This window comes from Allobosea sp. (assembly GCF_017308075.1).
Classification (GTDB): Bacteria; Pseudomonadota; Alphaproteobacteria; order Rhizobiales; family Beijerinckiaceae; genus Allobosea.
On the sequence record NZ_JAFKFX010000030.1, the window covers coordinates 235,803 to 252,991 of the forward strand.

Sequence of the window (17,189 nt, forward strand, 5' to 3'; positions counted from 1 at the left end):
CGGGATCACGACCTCCCTGAAGAAATAACCCTCCTGCCGCCAAAGATAATCTCACAGCGTGACGATCTTGCCGGGATTGAGGATGTTCTGCGGGTCGAGCGAGCGCTTCAACAGGCGCATGACGGCGAGCGCGGGCGCGCCATGCTCGGCCTCGAGGTACTTCATCTTCTTCTGGCCGACGCCATGCTCGCCGGTGCAGGTGCCGCCCATGGCGAGCGCGCGCTTGACCAGACGGTCGATGAAGTCCTGGCAGACCGCCACCTCCTCGGGGTTGGAAAGGTCGACCATCGGCTGGGTATGGAAATTGCCGTCGCCGACATGGCCGACGATCGGCGCGATCAGCCCGAGCGCCTCGATGTCGCGCTTGGTCTCCTCGACGCAGTCCGCCAACCGCGAGATCGGCACACAGACATCGGTCGCGACCGATTCAGCGCCCGGCCGGAGCGTGCGCGCCGCCCAGTAGGCGTCGTGCCTTGCCTGCCAGAGCTTCGAGCGGTCCTCGGCCTTGGTCGCCCAGTCGAACGGTCCGCCGCCGAACTCGGCGGCGATCTCGCCGAAGCGCTCGGCCTGCTCCTTCACGCCCTCGTCCGAGCCGTGGAACTCGACGAACAGCATCGTCGTCTCCGGCAGGCCGAGCTTGGAGTGCAGGTTGACGCCGCGCATCATCACGTCGTCGACGAGCTCGATCCGCGCCACCGGCAAGCCGGACTGGATGGTGACGATGGTCGCATCGCACGCCGCCTTGACCGACGGGAACGGGCAGACGCCGGCCGAGATCGCCTCGGGGATGCCGTGCAGCTTCAGCGTCACCTCGGTGATGATGCCGAGCGTGCCCTCCGAGCCGACGAGCAGCCGCGTCAGATCGTAGCCGGCCGAGGTCTTGCGGGCCCGGCTCGACGTCTTCACGATCGCGCCATCGGCCATCACCGCCGTCAGGGCGACCACATTGTCCTTCATCGTGCCGTAGCGCACGGCGTTCGTACCGGAGGCGCGCGTCGCCGCCATGCCACCGATCGAGGCGTCGGCGCCGGGATCGATCGGGAAGAACAGGCCCTGGTCGCGCAGATGCTCGTTCAGTTCCTTGCGCGTCACGCCCGCCTCGACGACGCAGTCGAGATCCTCGGCATGGACGGCCACGACCTTCTTCATCTGGCTCATGTCGATGCAGACGCCGCCATAGGGCGCGTTGACATGGCCTTCGAGCGAGGTGCCGGTTCCGAACGCGATCACCGGAACACCGTGCGCCGCACAAAGTTTCACGATGGCGGAGACCTCTTCGGTGCTCTGCGGGAAGACCACCGCGTCCGGCGGCTGGTTCGGAATCCAGGTCAGCGTGTGCCCGTGCTGCTGACGAACCGCCAGGCTGGTTACCAGACGGTTACCGAAGCGGGCAGCGAGATCCTGGGTGACGGCGGCGATCGCCTGCGCTGAAGGCGGCAGCTCTGCGGCAGGGACAGGGGGGGTCTGAGCCATCGCGTCGGGAGAGTGCATTGTCATAACCTGAAAGGATCGCCTAGTCTGGAATCGTTCGGCTTTCGAGCAGCCGCCATGGCGCTGTTTTCCCGCGCGCCGTGAGCGACGGCAAGTGCCAAGCTGCGAAGCCGGGCAGGTCTGTGACGCAGGGCTCCGGGGCGGACTCGCGAGTTACGAAGCGAGAGCAAGAGGAGGCGCCCATGCATGACGAACCCCGCACGACCGCTCTTTTCTTCGCGCCCTTTGTCTCGTCGAACATGCGGGTCGAGCCGCAATGGATCGATTACAACGGCCATCTCAACATGGCCTATTACCACGTCCTGTTCGACCGGGCCGTGGACGAGTTGTTTTCGCTCATCGGCCTCAACCAGGACTATGTCGAGACGCGCAATGCCTCGGTCTTCGCGGCCGAGTGCCACATCCTCTACAAACGCGAGCTGACCGAGAGCGACCAGGTTCGCGTCACCGCCCAGTTGATCGCCTTCGACCAGAAGCGGCTGCACTTTTATCTCGAGATGCGCCATGCCAGCGAGGGCTGGCTGGCGGCGACCTCCGAAAACCTCTCGCTGCATGTCGACATGGCGAGCCGCAAGGTCACGCCCTTCCCGGCCGATATCCTCGCCGGCCTCGCCTTGATGAAAGCCGCCCATGCCCGCATGCCGCTGCCGGCCATCATCGGCCGGATGATCGGCATGCCGGTAAAGACCGCGATCACGGTCGAGGCGATGAGCGGCGAGCGCGAGCGGGAGACGCGCCACTAGCCGTGAGCTTTCGACAGGCGCTCGTCGCTCTCGCTCGACGGGCGCGACCGGGAATTCGGCAGGACGCTCCCGGCGTGCAATAATCCCGGGATTGTCGATCTTGGGCAGGTTCGCATGCCGGCTGCGGTCAACACATTCCTGATCGTGCTCGCGGCCATTTTTCCCGTGGTCAACCCACCGGGCTCGGCCCTCGTCTTCCTCGGGCTGACGCGGGGCGCGACTGCCGAAACCAGGCGCGTTCTCGCCCGCCGCATCGCCGTGAACTCGCTCTTCGTGCTGATGGGCTCGTTCCTTCTCGGCTCGCTCGTGCTCCAGTTCTACGGAATCTCGATCCCCATCCTGCGCGTGGCCGGCGGGCTGATCGTCGCCGTCTCCGGCTGGAAGCTGCTCAACGAAGGCAGCCAGAAGGATATCGAGGCGTCCGCCGGCGATGTCGCCCGCACGGACCTGATGTCCCAGGCCTTCTACCCGCTGACCCTGCCGCTGACGACGGGCCCCGGCACGATCGCCGTCACGATCAGCATCGGGCTGTCGCGCGTGACCTTCACCGGCGGCTCCGGCGAGCTCCTCTTCGTGCTGGCGAGCCTGCTGGCGATCTTCGTGATCGCGCTCAGCATCTGGTTCTGCTTCGCCTATGCCGTGCGCGTGCAGAAACTGCTCGGGAGAGGCGGCACGGAAATCGCCGTCCGGCTCTCCGCCTTCATCCTGTTCTGTCTCGGCGTGCAGATCCTGTGGTCGGGTCTGAGCGAGCTTCTGACCTCGACATTCGCACCCCGGTAGAGGCCGCCGCCCTGCCCCGCCGCTGCCGCACCGGCCGGGCCAGGAACAGGAACAGGAACAGGGGCAGCGGACGCCTCAGTCGTCATGGTCCGGAATTTTCAGGATATGGCCGCAGGCCTTGCAATGCACCGCGTCCGGCTCATGGCGCTGGAGGGCGCATTGCGGGCAGGGAAAGGTCACCTTCTGCGGCCGGAACACCGCCTGGGCCAGCCGCACGAACAGCGAGATGCCGACGATCATCACCACGATCGAGGTCAGCTTGCCGCCGATGCCTGGCAGGGTGATGTCGCCGAAGCCGGTCGTCGTCACCGTAGCGACGGTGAAATAGAGCGCCTCGACATAGCCATCGATGCCGGGCCGGCCCATGAAGAAGAAGGTGTAGACGAAGCCGGTGACCACGAAGAGGAAGGTGACGAGGTTGATCAGCGCCCTCGCGACATTCTCCCATTCGCGATAGCGGGTCTCGCGCAGCTGCGACCAGATCAACCCGCGCTGCGACAGCGACCAGAGCCGCAGGATGCGCAGGAAGCCGAAATTCTCCAGCCATTGCGGGGCCAGCAGCGTCGCCAGGATGAAGAGGTCGAGCAGCATACTGGGCTGCCGCAACAGCCGCGGGATGTTGGAGGCGGCCAGCATCCGCGCGACGATCTCGATCAGCACGATGGTGGCGACCGTATAGTCGAGCCAGAGAAAGGCCGGCCGGTCGCGCAGCAGCGGCGTCGCGATGAAGAAGCCGATGATCAGAAGATCGACGATCAGGGTCGCGAACTGGAAGCGCAGCGCCGCCGGGGTGCGGCCGTGATAGAGCTGGCGCAGGCGATCGCAGGTGCGCTCGAAACGCTCCGACGGCCCAGCCTGATCCTGCGTTTCGCTCATCTGGATGGCGTATCAGCCGAAGGGCCGCGCCGTCCAGATGGCTCAGCCTCGCCGGGTTGCGAGCCCTTGCACAGCATAGCCGCCATAGAGCCGGCGCGTGCCGCTGCTCGCCTCGGCTTCGGCGCAGAGCCGCTCCAGTTCGGCTCCGAGCTCCGGCCGCGGCGTGACCTGGAACAGCGCCAGCCAGCGATTGAGCACAGCCCGGAACGGCCCCGGCAGATGCGCCTGATCGCCAAAGTCGACGATATGGAGGGAACCGCCCGGCGCCAGCGTCGCGAGCGCCCGCGCCAGCACGGCGCGCCAGGGCGGGATCATCGACAGGGCATAGGAGATCACGACCCGGTCGAAATCGGCCCGGCCGAACAGCGCTTCCGGCTCGAAACTCGTCGCATCGGCCTGCCTCAGGGTGATGCGGCCGGAAAGCCCCGCTCTCGCAACCGCCCGGCGCGCCGTCGCCAGCATCTCCTCGGAGACGTCGAGCCCGTAGCAGCGCGCCTGCGGATAGGCGCGCGCTATCTTGATCAGGTTTCGCCCCGTCCCGCAGCCGACCTCGAGCACGCTGCCGCCCGTCGGCGGCTGCAGGCTGTCGACCAGCTCATCACGGCCGAGCAGGTAGAATTTCCGGGTGGCGTCGTAGATGTGCCGCTGGAAGCGGTACATCCGGTCCATCAGCCCGGCGGCATCATCGCTTTGCCGGACCTCGCTCACGCCTTCACCCCGCCCTGCGTGTAGAGGTGGAAGGCGCCGTAGATCGAGGAGCGGTCGCGCGCGCCGAGTTCGCGGCTGCGGGCTTCATGGTACTGCCATTGCGCCAGGATCGCCTCCGGCACCCGCCCCGGCAGCAGACGCTCATCGGCGGCGGTGCGGAAGATCACGCGGCCCCCGGGCGCTGCCGTCCGGGTGATTTGCGTCCATAGCGCCGTCAGCTCGGCATCGTTCATCCAGTCCTGCGCATCGAGCAGGACATAGCCATGGCAGCTCGCCGCGGGCTGCTGCGCAAGATAGGCCGTGACCGAGCCCTGATGGTAGCCGACCCGGCTGGCACGTGCCCGCACCGTCTCGAAATGGCGCGGCTCGAGATAGGGCGGCACGGAAGCCTCGGGACCGGGGCCATAGCCGCGGCCGAAGGCCTGCCAGGCGAAATAATTGGATTGCAGGTCGAAGCCGCAGGCCAGCCGTTCCAGCCGGTGGCGCAGCACGCCGAGAATTCCGGCATCGCCATCGGCCGCCAGAGCCTCGTATTGCGCCGGTGGGATGCCGAGCCCGTAGAGCGAGGCCGGCTGGCGCACCAGCCAGCGCACCAGCTTCTTCTCGAAGACCGGCGCGAGATGGGCATCGAACAATGCCCGCTGCTCCTCCATCGTCTTCGCCTGCAGCATGATCCGCGGATCGCAGCCGAGCCGGCGCCCGAGGAAATGCCCGGCACCGATGAAGCGGCCGAGCAGGCCGTGGCGGTAGAAATTGCGGGCGAAGGCCTCGATCCGCCGCCGCCCGATCAGGCTCCGCCCTTCCCAGTAGGCGCGCGAGAGCGCATCGAGCCGGGGCGCGATCAGCCGGTCATAGGTCTCGACATTCGCCCGCGATTGCGCCTCGCCGAAGAAGCGCCGGAAGGTCGGCTGATCGTCGATCTCGGCCAGTGCCGCGAGCTTGAGATGACCGAGCGCGATATGGGCACCGTTGAGATCGACGGCGCTGATCCTCGCCGGGTCGGCGGTGAGATAGGACAGGATGTTGCAGGAGCCCGAGGCGATCGCGACCAGATGGTCGCCCGGCTGCAGCGCCAGCGCCTCCATGTCGACGACCGGATCCTCCCAGATCTGCGGATAGACCAGGCCGGAGAAGGCGAGCGTGAACATCCGCTCCAGCAGACCGGCGCGCGACAGCGCCTTGCTGCGATGGACCGCGCTGTTGAGCCCGAGGCTGGTGTTGCGCTTGACCGCCCTGACCGTCTGCGTCACGCCTGCCTCGATGTCATGATTGCGATGGCGAGCCGACTAGAGGAGTCGCGTGACGGTTGGGTGACGCGGCAAGGCTGCGGCGCCACCGCCTCTCGACGCCTTTGTGATCGGGAGTAGGCTTGCCGCAGGCTGCAATCGCCCTCGCCGATCGCCATATACCGGCGGACCGGAGCAAGCCGCGCAGAAAGGAGCATCACCATGGGCCTGACGAGCATGTTCGCCAAGCAGAAGAAGCAGGATCACGACTTCCCGTTCCAGCTCTCCGACGCCGAATGGCGGTCGAAACTGACGCCGGAGCAGTATCACGTGCTGCGCAACCACGGCACCGAGCGCGCCGGCTCCTGCGCCCTGAATTTCGAGAAGCGTGCCGGAACCTTCTCCTGCGTCGGCTGCGACCAGCCCCTGTTCCGCTCGCACAAGAAGTTCGAGAGCGGCACCGGCTGGCCGAGCTTCGACCAGCCGCTGGAAGGCGCCGTCGAGACCAGCGAGGATTACAGCTTCGGCATGCATCGGATCGAGGTCCACTGCGCCAATTGCGGCGGCCATCTCGGCCATGTCTTCCCCGACGGCCCGCCCCCGACCGGCCTGCGCTACTGCATCAACGGCGTCGCGATGGATTTCGCCCCTGAAGTGGGGTGAGCACGCTCGCCGTCATGGTCGGGCTTGTCCCGACCATCCACGTCTTCCCTCCTGCAATGCGGTGTTCAAGACGTGGATGCTCGCCACAAGGGCGAGCATGACGGATGAGACTAGGCCAGTTCCGGCACCGCCCGTCGCGCCAGCGCCGCCGCGTCGACGCCATGCGGCAGATCGCCGAAATGGCCCGACCAGCGCCCGGCGAGCCGCGTCGCGACGAAGGCGTCCGCCACCGCATGCGGCGCGTGGCGGATAAGTAGGGCGCCCTGCAGCATCAGCGCCAGCCGCTCGGTCAGCCGCCTTGCCTGGCCCTCGTGGCGGATGAGCTCGGGCAGGTCGCCCTCCAGCGCCTGTAGCGCCGCATCATAGCGCCTGTCCTGCCCCGAGGCCGCATGCAGCTCCTTGAGCAGTGCCTGCAATGAGCCGGGCTCACGTTCGAGCGAGCGCAGCACATCGAGGCAGATGACATTGCCCGAGCCTTCCCAGACCGAGTTGAGCGGTGCCTCGCGATAATGCCGTGCCATCGGGTTCTCCTCGATGAAGCCGTTGCCGCCATGGCATTCCAGCGCCTCGACCACCACGGCGGGCGTGCGCTTCGCCACCCAGTATTTGGCCAGGGGCGCGCCGATCCGCGCCAGCAACTTCTCGCTCTCCGAGCGCTCCTGCCGGTCGACCGCCGCGAACAGCCGAAAGGCGAGCCAGGCGGCGGCTTCCGCCTCGATCGCGAGGTCGGCGATGACGTTCTGCATGATCGGCTGGTCGATCAAGAGGCGCTGGAAGGCGGTGCGGTGCCGGGCATGATGCGCGGCGAGCGCAACCGCCTGCCGCATCAACCCGGCGGAGGCGGCGGCGATGTCGAGCCTTGTATTGTGGTTCATCGAAAGCCCGGTCCGCAGGCCCCGGCCGGGATCGCCGAGCATATGGCCGATGGCGCCGCGGAACTCGATCTCGGACGAGGCGTTCGAGCGGTTGCCGCATTTGTCCTTCAGGCGCTGGATCGCGATGCCGTTGCGCACGCCATCGGGCAGCCAGCCCGGCACCACGAAGCAGGAAATCCCCTCCTCCGTCTTCGCCAGCGTCAGGAAGACGTCGGAATGCGGCACCGAGAAGAACCATTTGCTGCCATGCAGCGAATAGGTTCCGTCGCGATTGTCATAGGCGATGGTCTGGGTCTGGCGCAGATCCGAGCCCCCCTGCGTCTCGGTCATCGCCATGCCGACAGTGGCGCCCGTCTTGCCCGCCGCCGGCCCTTGCCTGCCATCATAGCTTTTCGAGGAGATCAGCCCGCCCCATTCCGCCCAGCGCGCCCGGTCCTGCCTGAGCACGGGAATGGCGGAATAGGTCATCGAGATCGGGCAGCAGATGCCGCTCTCGCAGCCATACCAGAGATATTGCAGACCGGCCCGCGCCACCTGCGCCCCCGGGCCGGGCTTGTTCCAGGCCAGCGCATGCGTCTCCTGACCGATGGCCCGGGCCATCAGCGCATGCCAGGCCGGATGGAATAGGATCTCGTCGATGCGGTTGCCGAAGCGGTCATGGCTGCGCAATTCCGGCCCGTACCGGTTGGCGAGCCGCGCCATCTCGATCGTCTCGGCCGCGCCGACCGTCCGCCCGGCCTCGTGCAGCCGCTCATCAGCCCAGCCGGCGTCGAAAGCCCTGACCGCCGCCTTCAATACGGGATCGGCGGCATAGGCGTCATAATCGGCCAGCGGCGGCACCTGATTGGTGACCTGGTGGGCGTGCGACACCTGGGCCATGGGCTTCCCTTCCGATCCGCAAACCGCCCCGTGATTAACCACCAGATTATGCCGGCGCCCCGGAATTGCGAACCTGCCCGATTGCCGCCCGAGTTTGCCCGGCACCTCGCCGCGCGCGCCATGACCGGCGCGGGCCTATGAGAGAGCCTTCACGTGCTGCGACGCGTCCTGAGTACCCTGCTGATCCCCCTTGCCGCCGGCTTCGCGCTCGTCACCATTCCGGCGAAAGCCCAGCCCCAATCGGCCGCGAAGGTTCAGCCGGGCGAAGGCCGACCCTACGAGGTCGCCGACAGCGAGGTCTGGGACGTGCCCGATCCGGTCTCCGGCCGTGGCTATCAGGTCTTCGTCGCCCTGCCGCCTTCCTATGCCAGGGAGCCGCAGCGGAAATATCCGGTGCTTTATGTCACCGATGCCGACTACGCCTTCCCGATCATCCGGCAGATCAGCCGCCGCCTGAACCTCGACGGCCCCAAACTTGAGGAATTCATTCTGGTCGGCCTGTCCTATGCCAAGGGCGAGGATGGCGCGGCCAGCCGCCGGCGCGATTACACCCCGACACCGAACGGGCCGAGCAGTGCGCCGGCCGGCACAGTTCATGGCCAGGGACGGGCCTACCAGACCTATCTGCGCGATCAGGTGAAGCCGTTCATCGCCGCCCGCTATCGCGCCCATCCGGCCCGGGCGCTCTTCCTCGGCCACTCCTACGGGTCATTGCTGGGAGCGCAGATCCTCTTCACCGAGCCCGGCCTGTTCAGCGGCTACATCCTCGGCAGCCCGTCGCTCTGGTACGACAAGCGTCACGCTCTGGGCCTTGAAGCGAGCTATGCCGCCCAGAACCGCGATCTGCCGGCCAAGGTCTATCTCTATGTCGGCAAGTACGAGGCGCTGCGCAAAGGCGACCGGCGCTACAGCCAGAACGTCGACATGGTCGCCGACAACCGGACCCTGGAGACGGCGCTGCGCGGCCGAAAATACCCCAATCTGAGCCGGAAATCGGTGGTCCTCGACGACGAGGATCACCTCTCAATCGCGCCGCGCGGCTTCACGCAAGGCCTGAAACATCTCCTGCCAGCGCGCTGAACGGGAGGGTTTAGGGTGCCCCAGACGCCGTCGCGGAAAACCCTCCGCGGCGGCGAGCAATCCAGACCGCCTGCCCCTATATTGACCGTGAACGAATCACGATCACGCAGAAAACCCAAGCCAGCCCCTTGTCAGACCAGTTCACCTCCGCCCCCCTGCCCCGCCCCGGCGGCCTCGCCGCGCGCGCCGCCGCGCAGCCTGCGGCCGGCTATCTGCAAGGCCTCAACCCGGAGCAGCGCCAGGCGGTCGAGGCGACCGACGGTCCCGTGCTGGTGCTGGCCGGCGCCGGCACCGGCAAGACCCGTGTTCTGACCACCCGCATCGCCCATCTGATCGCGACCGGCCGCGCCTTTCCCTCGCAGATCCTGTCGGTGACCTTCACCAACAAGGCGGCGCGCGAGATGAAGGAGCGTGTCGCGAACCTCGTCGGCCCGGTCGCCGAAGGCATGCCCTGGCTCGGCACCTTCCACTCGATCTCGGCCAAGCTTTTACGTCGCCATGCCGAGCTGCTCGACCTGCGCTCGGACTTCACCATCCTCGACACCGACGACCAGATCCGGCTGATGAAGCAGGTGATCCAGGCAGAGGGGATCGACGAGAAGCGCTGGCCGGGCCGCATGCTGGCGGGCTTCATCGACAGCTGGAAGAACCGCGGCCTCAGCCCCAAGGACGTGCCGCCCGGCGAGGCCGGCGTCTTCGCCAACGGCAAGGGCGGCAAGCTCTATGCTGCCTACCAGGACCGGCTGAAGACGCTGAACGCCGTCGATTTCGGCGATCTGCTGCTGCACTGCCTGACGCTGTTCCGCGAAAACCCCGACGTGCTCGCGAGCTATCACGAGCGCTTCCGCTATATCCTGGTCGACGAGTACCAGGACACCAACGTCGCCCAGTATCTCTGGCTGCGCCTCCTAGCGCAGGGCCGCCGCAACATCGCCTGCGTCGGCGACGACGACCAGTCGATCTATGGCTGGCGCGGCGCCGAGGTCGACAACATCCTGCGTTTCGAGAACGATTTTCCGGGCGCGGTCGTGGTGCGCCTCGAACGCAATTACCGCTCGACCGGCCATATCCTCGCCACCGCCGCCAAGCTGATCGCCCGCAATGAGGGCCGGCTCGGCAAGACGCTGCGCACCGAGGACGAGGCCGGCGAGAAGGTCACCATCACCGGCGCCTGGGACAGCCAGGAGGAGGCGCGCCTGATCTCGGACGAGATCGAGGCGATGCAGTCCAAGGGCGAAAATCTCGGCGAGGTCGCGATCCTGGTGCGCATCTCCGCGCAGATGCGCGAGATCGAGGAGCGGCTGATCCATGTCGGCGTGCCCTATCGCGTCATCGGCGGCCCGCGCTTCTACGAGCGCGCCGAGATCCGCGACGCCATGGCCTATCTGCGCTGCGTCGTCTCAGCCACCGACGACCTCGCCTTCGAGCGCATCGTCAATGTCCCGAAGCGCGGCCTCGGCGACGCTACCATCCAGCTCCTGCACAACCATGCGAGGGCCACCGGCTTCTCGCTGATGCAGTCGGCGCGGGCCGTGGTCGAGACCGAGGAGCTGAAGCCCAAGGCCCGAACCGCGCTCCGCGAACTGGTCGAGGCCTTCGCCCGCTGGTCGGCGCGGACCGAGAGCATGCGGCAGGGCGAACTCGCGGAACTGGTGCTGGAGGAGAGCGGCTACACCGAGATGTGGCAGAAGGACCGCTCGGCCGACGCCGCCGGTCGGCTCGAGAACTTGAAGGAACTGGTCCGTTCGCTCGACGAGTTCCCCGATCTTCCGGCCTTCCTCGAGCACGTCTCGCTGGTCATGGACGCCGATGGCGGCGAATCCGGCGCCCGCGTCTCGATCATGACTCTGCACGCCGCCAAGGGGCTGGAGTTCGACACCGTCTTCCTGCCCGGCTGGGAGGAAGGATTGTTCCCCAACCAGCGCGCCCTCGACGAGAGCGGCCGCGCCGGTCTGGAGGAGGAGCGCCGCCTCGCCCATGTCGGCCTGACCCGCGCCCGCAAGCGGCTGAAACTCTATTTCGCCTCGAACCGGCGCATCCACGGTCTCTGGCAGTCGAGCCTGCCCTCGCGCTTCATCGACGAATTGCCGGAGGACCATGTCGAGGTCGTCCAGGCGCCGACCGCCTACGGCCAGGGCGGCTATGGCGCCTCGCGCTTCGAGCGCATGGAGAGCTTCGGCTCCTCCTACCAGACGCCGGGCTGGCAACGCGCCCAGGAGAACAAGGCGAAGTTTGGCTCGGGCGGCGGCTCGGGCTTCTCCGATGCCGGCCAGCGCGGCTTCGGCGGCGGCAAGCGCGGCCCGCTGATGATCGAGGGAGAGCTGACGGCGAAATCGACCGGCGGCTCGGCCTATGAGCCCGGCGCCCGCGTCTTCCACGTCAAGTTCGGCCCCGGCTCGGTCGCCAGCGTCGACGGCAACAAGCTGACGGTGGATTTCGACAAGGCCGGCCGGAAGATGGTGCTGGATAGTTTTGTTCAGAAGGCGGGGTAGCGTCTGATCGAGCGGTTCAATTTATCCCCAGGAGCATATTCCTCGGCTCGGTAACACGCCTGTTTCAAAACAATGAATTGAACGTTCAGCACTGCGACAGACGATGCGCGAGACAAGCGCACCCGCTTGAGAATGCCGGCGCTATGGAAATGTAGTTTGTCCGTGGAGATCACGGACATGCTCAACAACAGCGCCGACATCATTCGCCGCCTCGAACGCGAAGGCTGGCAATGTGTTCGGGTCGCCGGCTCTCACCACGTCTTCAAAAAGTCCGGCATCCGTGACACTATCGTCGTGCCGCATCCGAAGAAGGCTCTCGGACCCGGTCTCGTGCTGAAGATTTACAAGCAGGCAGGCTGGCCGCGCGATTGAGATGACCCACTACGTCGCCATCATCGAGGATGCAGGACCAAACCACGCCGTTGGCGTCTGGTTCCCGGACCTGCCCGGCTGCTTTTCGGCCGGCGACACGCTGGACGAGGCGATGGCGAATGCGCCCGAAGCGCTGGCGCTCTGGCTGGAAGATGCGGAGCAAGAAGGCCGCGCCCCCCCCGCTCCACGCACACCGAGCCAATTGAAAGCCGTTCCCGAAATCGCAGCCGACATGGCGCAAAATGTCGTCGCCCTCATCGCCGTCCCCGACGCCGCCTTCAGCCCTGCCGCCGAATAGCGCCTTTCCTCCGTCTTGAGGCTCTGCCGCAGGCATCAACCCGGAGCGCACGCCTTGCCGCGGCGATGACGACCGGAGCCTCGATACGTCGGCCAGTGGTTGTTCGCGCTCCCGCCGTTACGGAATGACAGGCGCGGTTCGCCGCCCTCAAGCGGCCTGCGCCACCCGGCCCGCGAACGCCACCCGGTCGCGGCCGCGCCGCTTTGCCTTGTAGAGCAGCCGGTCGGCCTCGGTCATCACCTGTTCGAAATTGCGCCCCGGACCGGCCCGCGCACCACCGATGCTGACACTCAAGGGAACCTGGGTGCCGTCCGGCGCCTCGAACCGGACGGCTGCGACGGCCGCGCGCAGCCTTTCCGCGATCACCCGCGTCTCAGCATCGGTCGTGCCGGGCAGGTAGATCGCGAACTCCTCGCCGCCGATCCGGCCACAGAGATCACCCTTGCGCAGCACGCCCTTCATCGCCGCGGTGATCGCGAGCAACGCAGCATCGCCGGCCGGATGTCCGAACCGGTCATTGATCGTCTTGAAGTGATCCGCATCGACGACCAGCAGCGCGCCACCCTCGTCCTGTGCGGACAGGCGCGAGGCGTCGCCGAAGAAACTCTCCCGGTTCAGCAGGCCCGTCATGCCGTCACGCCGCGCCCGCTGGGCCAGGGCCGCATGGGCCCTCGTCAGTTCTCCATGCAGCCGGCCGATCTCGTCACGGGCCGTGCGCAGCCGCTCGTGCTGCCAGAACTGGTAGGCGCTTGCCGGAAAGGCGATCAGCAGCGGGCACAGCACCGTCATCAGCCAGGCGTTGCCGTCCACCACGCCGCCCAATAGCGGAATGATGCTCATCGCGAGCCCCAGTGAAGCGGCGATGGAAAGAACGGTCGCGATCGACGCCTTGACGACGATCCTGCGCATGGAAGCAGTCATGCCTGTTGGCATGGCAGCAATTGTTGAACACCCCGTTTCCGCTGCGCCACCTCAGGCCGCGTCACGCTGCCCGCACGGCCGAGCGACCGATCGCCAGCCATCCCGGGGGCAAGCCATGGCGGGAGGCCCGCTTTCGCCCACGCCTGACCTTTGCGGATCGAGGCGCAGACATGGGTCCCGGGCCTCGCGGCGCTCGCCCGGGACAAGGGCTGATGACTGTATCGGTTCGCTCAGATCGAGACCGCCCCTACGCCGCCTCGCGCCCGAATTGCAGCGCCGCCAGCCTCGCATAGAGCCCGCCCTTGGCGACGAGAGCGGCATGGGTGCCCTCCTCGACGACCCGGCCCTCCTCCATCACCAGGATGCGGTCGGCCGAGAGAATGGTGGCGAGCCGATGGGCGACGACCAAAGTGGTGCGGCCCTGCATCAGCCGGTCGAGCGCGTCCTGCACCGCCCGCTCGCTCTCGGAATCGAGCGCCGAGGTCGCCTCGTCGAGCAACAGGATCGGCGCGTCCTTCAGCACCGCCCGCGCGATCGCGAGGCGCTGGCGCTGGCCGCCGGAGAGCGTCACGCCGCGCTCGCCGATCACCGTGTCGTAGCCCTCCGGCAAGGCGCGGATGAAATCATCGGCCGCGGCGAGCTTCGCTGCCTCCTCGATCTCGGCCCGGCTGGCGCCGGGGCGGCCATAGGCGATGTTGTCGGCGACCGAGACGCCGAACACGGTCGGCTCCTGCGGCACCAGCGCGAAACGGCTGCGCCAATCGGTCGGGTCGGCCTCCGGCCCGGCGACGCCGTCGACGACGACGCGCCCGGCGAAGGGATCGTAGAAACGCAGCGCCAATTGCAGCACCGTGCTCTTGCCGGCACCGGACGGACCGACCAGCGCAATGCGCTCGCCGGGCCGGACGGCGATGTCGAGATCCGCCAAGGCGAGGTTCGTCCGCCCGGGATAGCGGAAAGAGACGTTCTCGAAGGACAACGCTCCGGCTGCGGGCTGCGGCATCGGCCTGGGATGGGTGGGAGCCGCGATCGCCGGCCTCGTCGCCAGGATCTCGCCGAGCCGCCCGGCCGCGCCCGCCGCGGCAGAGATATCGCCATAGACCTCGGAGAGCTGGCCGAGCGAGCTCGCCGCCAGCACCGCATAGAGCACGAACTGCGACAGCCGCCCGCCGCTCATCCGCCCGGCGAAGACCTCGGTCGCACCGGCCCACAGGACCATGACGACGCTGGCGCTGACCAGGAAGATCGCGAAGCCCGAGAGCCAGGCCCGCGAGCGCGTCGCGTCGCGCGAGGCGGCATAGGCCTCCTCGGAGGCATTCTGGAAGCGCCGCGCCGTATCGCGCTCGGCCCCGAAGGACTGCATGGTGCGAATCGCGCCGACCGCTTCCGAGGCGAAGGCCGAGGCGTCGGCCAGCCGATCCTGCGCCGCCCGCGAGCGCTTGCGCACGCTGCGGCCCGAGAACACCAGCGGCAGCACGACCAGCGGGATCGCGCCGATCACGATCGCCGACAGGCGCGGGCTGGTCGCGACCATCATGGCGAGCGCGCCGAGGAACATGATGGCGTTGCGCAGCGCGATCGAGGCCGTCGAGGCGAAGGTCGACTTGATCTGGGTGGTATCGGCGGTCAGCCGCGAGACGAGATCGCCCGCCCGGCTGGCGTCGAAGAAGGCCGGTTCGAGCCGGGTCAGATGGCCGAACACATCGGCGCGCAGATTCGAGACGATGCGCTCGCCGACCGTCATGACGAGGTAGAATCGCGCCGAGCTTGCCAGCGCCAGCACGGCGACAACGCCGATCAGCAGGGCGAAATAGGAGTTGGCGAGCTGCTGTTCGCCACCCGAGAAGCCGGCATCGATGACCCGGCGCACCGCCAGAGGCAGCGCCAGGGTCGCCCCCGATGCGACGACCAAAGCCAGCAGAGCGAAGGCGATCCGCCGCTTCTGCGCCTTTGCATAGGGCCAGAACGAGCGCAGCGCGCTGAAATCCGGGCGCTGCTTGCGGTCTTCCACCAGTTCTTTCGCCACTCTCACATATCCCGAAAAGCTTGCACCGCAGCCAAGGCTGCGCTATGGCCACGCGACTTCACGACAGGCTCGTACGAATTGTTCGAAGAGCCGGCGATGCGCGCCGCGTTCCGGCCGCCCGCTTTTCGAAACTTGAGGAATTCGCCATGAAGACCGGCATTCATCCTGATTACCACACCATCAAGGTCGTCATGACCGATGGCACCGAATACTTCACGCGTTCGACCCTCGGCAAGGAGGGCGACACGCTGAACCTCGACATCGATCCGAAGACCCACCCGGCCTGGACCGGCGGCACCCAGCACATGCTGGACCGCGGCGGCCGCGTCTCGCGCTTCAATTCGCGCTTCGGTGCGCTCGGCGCCCTCGGCAAGAAGTAATTCCCGGCTTTTCGGGCCCTACGGGGCCGGATGCCCGAAATCGAAAAGCCCGGCCTCACGGCCGGGCTTTTTGCATCGCGGCGACGAATGGCCGCGGAAGAATACTGCGCTTTCAGAAGCGATCACGCACAAGGACCGGCGCTGCGGCCGGCTCTGCCGCGACCGCAGGCCGCGCTCGCGCTCCGGCCCCGGCATGGGGCAGCGCCCTCCCCGATCAGGCCAGGGCGCCGAGCCGCGCCTGCAGGTTCGCGAGCTGCCCGCGTACCGGATTGACGGCGGCGACCGGAGCGAAAGCCTCCGACATCTGGTTCTCGAGATGGCCGATCCGCTCCTGCAGCCGGATCGAATGGGCGATCAGCTCACGCAGGCGCAGGGGCAGGCGGGCCGCCTCGGCGCTGGTCGGCTGCAGCATCGGCTCGGCGATGCGGACCTTGTTCTTCTCGGCACGCGCCTGCTCCGCCGTCATTTCGCCCTCGGCCACGGCGCGCTGCACCAGCAGCCAGGAGGCGATCTGCATCAGCCGTGTGGTCAGGCGCATGCTTTCGGTCGCATAGACCAGCGAAACCTCGCGCGGCAGCGCCGCTGATTCCGAGCGCCCTTCGCCGTCGAGATAATTCGCGGTCAGCTCCACCAGGCCCATGCCTTCGCGAAAGAGCTGCATGAAGGCCTCCGACTTGACGAAGGTGCGCGCGAACGAGATCGCTCCATCCTCGACCGCCAGCCTCAGCGTCGGAAAATCGCTCATCGCACGTCTCCATTCGGCACAAGGGCGTGCGTGTGCGAGACGCAGCGCCGTTTCATGCCGGAAGCCCCGCAAAGATAAAGCCATAGCATTGTCGTTGCCGCGGCAAGGCTTCGTTAACCTTAATAATGGCAGGTTGACGGCGCCGATGCGGATCGCGCCGCGGACCTCCTCCGAACCAAAAAAAGAGCCGCCCGAGGCGGCTCGAAGGTCAACAGGGAGGCGTCAAACAGAGTGGGCAGGAGCCACTCGACATCCAGACAAACTGGATGATCAGATTCATAATTTAGAATCGTTAAGAGCCCGTTAACGCCGCGTCCGAGGGCATTGATTCCTCCCGTATTTTGCTCGGTGGGCGAAGTGCGCGCCGAAACTGGCACGCGCTCTGTCAAATCCGCCCCGGGACGGGCCGCGGCGTCCGGCGCCGCGGCTGACATCAAGCGCGAGCCTGCCCGGAACGGAGCGCCGGGCCCGCCGCGCAACGCGGCCGCCACCGCCAGGACGAGAGCTGCTTCCGGTGATCTCAGCCGCGGCGCTGCCCGCCTACGGGCGGCCGGCGCTCGCGCCCGACAGCGACTGACCAATCCTGCACAGTATCGTCAGATATCGGAACGTAGCGCCCTCGGCGCCGGAGACA

At 67.1% G+C, this 17,189-nt stretch carries 16 protein-coding genes; 8 read left to right on the plus strand and 8 right to left on the minus strand.

The genetic code is table 11. The annotated features are described in order from the left end of the window. Positions 1 to 51: 51 nt before the first annotated feature. Positions 52 to 1,491 carry an FAD-binding oxidoreductase gene (locus J0J10_RS12850; RefSeq protein WP_465247197.1) on the minus strand — a complete coding sequence of 480 codons (1,440 nt, stop codon included), beginning with the start codon at positions 1,489 to 1,491 and terminating at the stop codon, positions 52 to 54. Between the two features lie 182 nt (positions 1,492 to 1,673). On the opposite strand from J0J10_RS12850, the gene J0J10_RS12855 reads away from it, so the two are divergent. Together J0J10_RS12855 and J0J10_RS12860 are read left to right on the plus strand one after the other, a co-directional pair. Next, positions 1,674 to 2,234 (plus strand): thioesterase family protein, encoded by a 561-nt coding sequence (locus J0J10_RS12855; RefSeq protein WP_291646927.1) that lies wholly within the window; start codon positions 1,674 to 1,676, stop codon positions 2,232 to 2,234. Between the two features lie 114 nt (positions 2,235 to 2,348). After that, entirely contained in the window at positions 2,349 to 3,014 is a 666-nt protein-coding gene (locus J0J10_RS12860; protein ID WP_291646928.1) for a MarC family protein, read from the plus strand. A 75-nt stretch (positions 3,015 to 3,089) separates the two neighbouring features. Here the strand turns inward: J0J10_RS12860 and J0J10_RS12865 are convergent, their stop codons facing one another. Genes J0J10_RS12865 through J0J10_RS12875 form a run of 3 tightly spaced genes read right to left on the minus strand, consistent with a single transcriptional unit; the run spans position 3,090 to position 5,848 of the window. Next, positions 3,090 to 3,890, minus strand: coding sequence for a potassium channel family protein (locus J0J10_RS12865; RefSeq protein ID WP_291646929.1), 801 nt, complete (start codon positions 3,888 to 3,890; stop codon positions 3,090 to 3,092). Positions 3,891 to 3,932: 42 nt separating this feature from the next. After that, a complete protein-coding gene (locus J0J10_RS12870; RefSeq protein ID WP_291647046.1) occupies positions 3,933 to 4,550 on the minus strand; it encodes a class I SAM-dependent methyltransferase in 618 nt (205 codons plus the stop codon). Positions 4,551 to 4,594: 44 nt separating this feature from the next. Continuing rightward, positions 4,595 to 5,848 carry a BtaA family protein gene (locus tag J0J10_RS12875; RefSeq protein ID WP_291646930.1) on the minus strand — a complete coding sequence of 418 codons (1,254 nt, stop codon included), beginning with the start codon at positions 5,846 to 5,848 and terminating at the stop codon, positions 4,595 to 4,597. A gap of 198 nt (positions 5,849 to 6,046) precedes the next feature. Here J0J10_RS12875 and msrB point away from each other — a divergent pair, with 198 nt between their 5' ends. Continuing rightward, positions 6,047 to 6,487: a peptide-methionine (R)-S-oxide reductase MsrB gene (msrB, locus tag J0J10_RS12880; RefSeq protein ID WP_465247198.1), complete on the plus strand. Its 441-nt coding sequence runs from the start codon at positions 6,047 to 6,049 to the stop codon at positions 6,485 to 6,487. A 110-nt stretch (positions 6,488 to 6,597) separates the two neighbouring features. Here the strand turns inward: msrB and J0J10_RS12885 are convergent, their stop codons facing one another. After that, positions 6,598 to 8,241: an acyl-CoA dehydrogenase family protein gene (locus J0J10_RS12885; protein WP_291646931.1), complete on the minus strand. Its 1,644-nt coding sequence runs from the start codon at positions 8,239 to 8,241 to the stop codon at positions 6,598 to 6,600. Positions 8,242 to 8,394: 153 nt separating this feature from the next. On the opposite strand from J0J10_RS12885, the gene J0J10_RS12890 reads away from it, so the two are divergent. The 4 genes from J0J10_RS12890 to J0J10_RS12905 all read left to right on the plus strand — a co-directional run bounded on the left by J0J10_RS12890 (position 8,395) and on the right by J0J10_RS12905 (position 12,483). Beyond that, on the plus strand, positions 8,395 to 9,321 hold the full coding sequence (locus tag J0J10_RS12890) for an alpha/beta hydrolase (protein WP_291646932.1): 927 nt from the start codon (positions 8,395 to 8,397) through the stop codon (positions 9,319 to 9,321). 128 nt (positions 9,322 to 9,449) lie between these two features. After that, positions 9,450 to 11,813 carry a UvrD-helicase domain-containing protein gene (locus tag J0J10_RS12895; RefSeq protein WP_465247199.1) on the plus strand — a complete coding sequence of 788 codons (2,364 nt, stop codon included), beginning with the start codon at positions 9,450 to 9,452 and terminating at the stop codon, positions 11,811 to 11,813. A gap of 177 nt (positions 11,814 to 11,990) precedes the next feature. Further along, positions 11,991 to 12,185: a type II toxin-antitoxin system HicA family toxin gene (locus J0J10_RS12900; protein WP_291646933.1), complete on the plus strand. Its 195-nt coding sequence runs from the start codon at positions 11,991 to 11,993 to the stop codon at positions 12,183 to 12,185. A gap of 1 nt (position 12,186) precedes the next feature. Further along, positions 12,187 to 12,483, plus strand: coding sequence for a type II toxin-antitoxin system HicB family antitoxin (locus J0J10_RS12905; protein ID WP_291646934.1), 297 nt, complete (start codon positions 12,187 to 12,189; stop codon positions 12,481 to 12,483). Positions 12,484 to 12,630: 147 nt separating this feature from the next. Here the strand turns inward: J0J10_RS12905 and J0J10_RS12910 are convergent, their stop codons facing one another. Both J0J10_RS12910 and J0J10_RS12915 read right to left on the minus strand, forming a co-directional pair. Continuing rightward, positions 12,631 to 13,392 (minus strand): GGDEF domain-containing protein, encoded by a 762-nt coding sequence (locus J0J10_RS12910; protein WP_291646935.1) that lies wholly within the window; start codon positions 13,390 to 13,392, stop codon positions 12,631 to 12,633. Between the two features lie 259 nt (positions 13,393 to 13,651). Further along, positions 13,652 to 15,430, minus strand: coding sequence for an ABC transporter transmembrane domain-containing protein (locus tag J0J10_RS12915; RefSeq protein WP_291646936.1), 1,779 nt, complete (start codon positions 15,428 to 15,430; stop codon positions 13,652 to 13,654). A gap of 146 nt (positions 15,431 to 15,576) precedes the next feature. Here J0J10_RS12915 and rpmE point away from each other — a divergent pair, with 146 nt between their 5' ends. Further along, a complete protein-coding gene (gene rpmE / locus J0J10_RS12920) occupies positions 15,577 to 15,810 on the plus strand; it encodes a 50S ribosomal protein L31 (protein ID WP_066471911.1) in 234 nt (77 codons plus the stop codon). Positions 15,811 to 16,024: 214 nt separating this feature from the next. On the opposite strand, the gene rcdA is transcribed toward rpmE, so the two are convergent. Then, the gene (gene rcdA / locus J0J10_RS12925) at positions 16,025 to 16,555 is read right to left on the minus strand and encodes a protease adaptor protein RcdA (RefSeq protein ID WP_291646937.1); all 531 of its coding nucleotides are present in this window, start codon (positions 16,553 to 16,555) and stop codon (positions 16,025 to 16,027) included. Positions 16,556 to 17,189: the final 634 nt, after the last annotated feature.

Coding starts and splice junctions, on each gene's coding strand:
- rpmE (WP_066471911.1), top strand. CDS start 15,577: ATGAAGACCGGCATTCATCCTGATTACCACACCATCAAGGTCGTCATG.
- J0J10_RS12910 (WP_291646935.1), bottom strand. CDS start 13,392: ATGCGCAGGATCGTCGTCAAGGCGTCGATCGCGACCGTTCTTTCCATC.
- J0J10_RS12860 (WP_291646928.1), top strand. CDS start 2,349: ATGCCGGCTGCGGTCAACACATTCCTGATCGTGCTCGCGGCCATTTTT.
- J0J10_RS12850 (WP_465247197.1), bottom strand. CDS start 1,491: ATGCACTCTCCCGACGCGATGGCTCAGACCCCCCCTGTCCCTGCCGCA.
- J0J10_RS12855 (WP_291646927.1), top strand. CDS start 1,674: ATGCATGACGAACCCCGCACGACCGCTCTTTTCTTCGCGCCCTTTGTC.
- J0J10_RS12870 (WP_291647046.1), bottom strand. CDS start 4,550: ATGTACCGCTTCCAGCGGCACATCTACGACGCCACCCGGAAATTCTAC.
- rcdA (WP_291646937.1), bottom strand. CDS start 16,555: ATGAGCGATTTTCCGACGCTGAGGCTGGCGGTCGAGGATGGAGCGATC.
- J0J10_RS12900 (WP_291646933.1), top strand. CDS start 11,991: ATGCTCAACAACAGCGCCGACATCATTCGCCGCCTCGAACGCGAAGGC.
- msrB (WP_465247198.1), top strand. CDS start 6,047: ATGGGCCTGACGAGCATGTTCGCCAAGCAGAAGAAGCAGGATCACGAC.
- J0J10_RS12865 (WP_291646929.1), bottom strand. CDS start 3,890: ATGAGCGAAACGCAGGATCAGGCTGGGCCGTCGGAGCGTTTCGAGCGC.
- J0J10_RS12905 (WP_291646934.1), top strand. CDS start 12,187: ATGACCCACTACGTCGCCATCATCGAGGATGCAGGACCAAACCACGCC.
- J0J10_RS12885 (WP_291646931.1), bottom strand. CDS start 8,241: ATGGCCCAGGTGTCGCACGCCCACCAGGTCACCAATCAGGTGCCGCCG.